We start from the raw sequence: 3,831 nt of genomic DNA on the forward strand, positions 1-3,831 counted from the left end.
TATCTCTTGGCGAATGTTTAAAAACTGGTGTTTCAATAGCTTTTATCGCCGCTCTTATTTATGCAACATTCAGTGTGATTTTTAATCTTATTTTTCCAGAATTTATAGATGAAATGATTTCTATTTCTAAAGAAGCAATGCTTACTAAAAATCCTGAAATGACAAGCGAACAATTAAATATTGGACTTTCTATGATGAAAAAATTTATGAGTCCTTATATTGTTTTTCCTTTTACCCTTGCTATGTATTCTTTCTTTGGTTTAATTTATTCGCTAATTATAGGCGCAATTATAAAAAACGAAAAACCACAAAGCCTTTAATTAATGAATTTATCCATACTTATTCCGCTTCTCAACGAAGACGAATCGCTCAAAGAACTTTATACTTGGATTGTCTCGGTAATGCAATCGAACAATTATTCTTACGAAATCATTTTTATAGATGACGGAAGTTCTGATAATTCTTGGTCCATAATAGAAGAATTAGCTGCCGAAAATCCAAATGTGAAAGGCATTCGTTTTATGAAAAACTTTGGAAAATCGCAAGCCTTACACGCTGGTTTTGCCAAGTCCCAAGGTGATGTGGTAATCACGATGGATGCTGATTTGCAAGATAGTCCTGAGGAAATTCCAGGATTATACGAAATGATTATTTCTGGGAAATTTGATTTGGTTTCTGGTTGGAAAAAGAAAAGATACGATTCAGTTGTTGCTAAAAATCTTCCTTCAAAACTTTTCAATTGGGCTGCCAGAAAAACATCTGGCGTACAACTAAATGATTTTAATTGCGGACTGAAAGCCTATAAAAATGTTGTCGTAAAAAATGTAGAGGTTTCGGGCGAAATGCACCGCTATATTCCAGTTTTGGCTAAGAATGCTGGATTTGGAAAAATTGGCGAAAAAGTGGTGCAACATCAAGCCAGAAAATACGGTGAGACTAAATTCGGAATGGAGCGTTTCATCAATGGATTTCTTGATTTAATTACCATTTGGTTTCTATCCAAATTTGGCAAAAGACCGATGCACTTGTTTGGAGCAATGGGTTCGGTAATGTTTATTATTGGATTTTTTGCTGCTGGATTTATTGGATGTTCAAAACTATATCATCTATATAATGGACTGCGATATAGTTTAGTATCCAATAATCCTTGGTTCTATATTTCGCTAACCACGATGATATTAGGAACCCAATTGTTTTTGGCAGGTTTTCTTGGTGAAATTATTTTGAGAACAAAAAATAACGAAGGAAGATATAAAATTTCGAAGGAAATAAATTAAAAAACTTGAGAACACAATTTGTGACCTCAAAAAATCATAAAAAGATATTCAAATTTTAAAACTATAAAATGGAAATCAAACAAAACATTTTAGACGCAGTAAATGAATGGCTTACGCCAACATTTGACAAGCAAACACAAGACGCAGTAAAGGAAATATTAGCTTCTTCTCCAAAAGAATTAGAAGAAAGTTTTTATAAAAATCTTGAATTCGGAACTGGTGGAATGCGAGGAATTATGGGGGCTGGGAATAATCGCATCAATAAATATACTCTTGGAAAAAGCACGCAAGGACTTTCCGATTATTTACATAAATCCTTTCCAAACCAACCTATAAAAGCTGTAATTGCTTATGATTGCCGTAAAAACAGTAATACTTTAGCTAAAACCGTTGCCGATGTTTTTTCGGCAAATGGAATTCAAGTCTATTTATTTTCAGATTTACGACCAACTCCAGAGTTGTCATTTGCTTTAAAACACTTAGGTTGCCAATGTGGAATTGTCCTAACAGCTTCTCACAATCCTCCTGAATACAATGGTTATAAAGTGTATTGGGAAGATGGCGGACAAATCGTTCCTCCGCAAGACGGAGCCATTATCAACACAATTGAAAATCTAAATTACAGCCAAATCAAATTTGATGCTAATGAAGATTTGATTCAATATATTGATACCGAAGTGGATCAAGCATTTATTAAATCGACTATCAAAAATGCTAGCTTTGGAACTTCGCAAGAAGCAAAAGACAATCTGAACATTGTATTTACATCATTACACGGGACTTCAATTACTTTAGTTCCTGATACTTTTGCTCAGGCTGGATACAAAAACGTAAATATTGTTGAGGAACAAAGAGTACCAAACGGAAACTTTCCGACGGTAAAATCTCCAAATCCAGAGGAGCCAGAAGCATTGACGATGGCATTGGCATTGGCAGACAAAACCAACTCAGATATTGTTATTGGAACAGATCCTGATTGTGACCGTTTAGGAGTTGCCGTTCGTAATAATGAAGGAAAAATGACTTTGTTAAACGGAAATCAAACGATGATTTTAATGACTGCTTTCCTTTTAAAAGAATGGAAAAAAGCGGGTAAAATCAACGGAAACCAATTTGTAGGTTCTACAATTGTTTCTACTCCGATGATGATGGAATTAGCAACTAATTATGGAGTTGAATGCAAAATTGGTTTAACTGGTTTCAAATGGATTGCCAAAATGATCAAAGATTTTCCAGAAATGGAATTCATTGGTGGTGGTGAAGAAAGTTTTGGTTTTATGGTGGGAGATGCCGTTCGCGATAAAGATGCAGTTGCTGCTACGTTATTAGTTTGCGAATTAGCAGCTCAAGTAAAAGCCAAAGGAAGCACCGTTTACAAAGAATTAGTGCAATTGTATGTAGAAAACGGATTTTACAAAGAACACCTTATTTCATTGACCAAAAAAGGAATGGATGGTTTGCAACAAATCAATCAAATGATGATTGACTTGCGCAAAAATCCTTTGAAAGAAATCAACGGACAAAGAGTTGTTATGTTAGAAGATTATGATTCATCGATAGCAAAAAACTTACTTACAGGAGAAGAAACTGTAATGGATATTCCAAAATCGAACGTTCTGATTTATTACACCGAAGATGGTTCAAAAATTTGTGCAAGACCAAGCGGAACGGAACCAAAAATTAAATTCTATATTAGTGTAAATGCACAATTGAACAACGTTGAAGATTTCACGGAAGTTGAGACGACCTTAAATAATAAAATCAAAAACATCATTGCTGCAATGCAATTGAGCTAATCAATTCAATTAAACTATATCTGACAGGTTTTTAAAACCTGTCAGGTATAACAGAAAATAAATGAACAATTTTAAGAAAATATTTCCTTTTATAATTCCTTATAAAAAGTATGCTTACCTAAACATATTTTTCAATGTGTTGTATGCCCTATTCAGCACACTTTCTTTTATGTCATTAATTCCAATGATGCAGGTTTTATTTGACCAAACAAAGAGAAATACAACATTACCAATCTATAAAGGAATTTGGGATTTAAAAAAATTTGCTGAAGATTATTTAAGCTATTACATCACAAATACTACTGATACTTTTGGAGTTGGTTACACCTTATCAATAATGGTAATTGTGATTATCACTATATTTTTAATGAAAAATTTGAGCGATTATTTTGCAATGTTTTTCATCACTTTTTTACGAAATGGGGTTTTAAGAGATATGCGAAATGAAATGTACAAAAAAACCATCAATTTACCGATTTCATTCTTCTCGGAAAAAAGAAAAGGCGATACAATTTCTAGAATTTCTGCCGATGTAAATGAAGTGCAAACCTCCTTCCTTTCGATACTTGAGCTAATTGTAAAAGAGCCTTTGACAATTATATTTACCATAATTGCTATGCTTACCATTAGTGTAAAACTGACTCTTTTTGTGTTCATTTTTATTCCAATTTCGGGCTATGTAATTTCTTTAATTGGAAAACAGTTAAAAAAGAAATCTACACGAGCACAACAAGAACAAGGCATATTCTTGTCAACTA

Annotated in this window: 4 protein-coding genes; all 4 read left to right on the top strand. The window is 33.2% G+C overall.

The genetic code is table 11. The annotated features are described in order from the left end of the window. Nucleotides 1–320: DUF4199 domain-containing protein (locus PHC28_RS16795; RefSeq protein ID WP_300103310.1), on the top strand; the 320-nt coding region annotated here is incomplete at its 5' end. Between the two features lie 3 nt (nucleotides 321–323). Then, nucleotides 324–1,277, top strand: coding sequence for a glycosyltransferase family 2 protein (locus PHC28_RS16800; RefSeq protein ID WP_300103312.1), 954 nt, complete (start codon nucleotides 324–326; stop codon nucleotides 1,275–1,277). A gap of 68 nt (nucleotides 1,278–1,345) precedes the next feature. Next, nucleotides 1,346–3,073, top strand: coding sequence for a phospho-sugar mutase (locus PHC28_RS16805; RefSeq protein ID WP_300103314.1), 1,728 nt, complete (start codon nucleotides 1,346–1,348; stop codon nucleotides 3,071–3,073). Between the two features lie 61 nt (nucleotides 3,074–3,134). Continuing rightward, nucleotides 3,135–3,831: ABC transporter transmembrane domain-containing protein (locus PHC28_RS16810; RefSeq protein WP_300103316.1), on the top strand; the 697-nt coding region annotated here is incomplete at its 3' end.

The sequence above is a fragment of the Flavobacterium sp. genome (assembly GCF_028712645.1).
In the GTDB taxonomy this organism is placed as follows: domain Bacteria; phylum Bacteroidota; class Bacteroidia; order Flavobacteriales; family Flavobacteriaceae; genus Flavobacterium.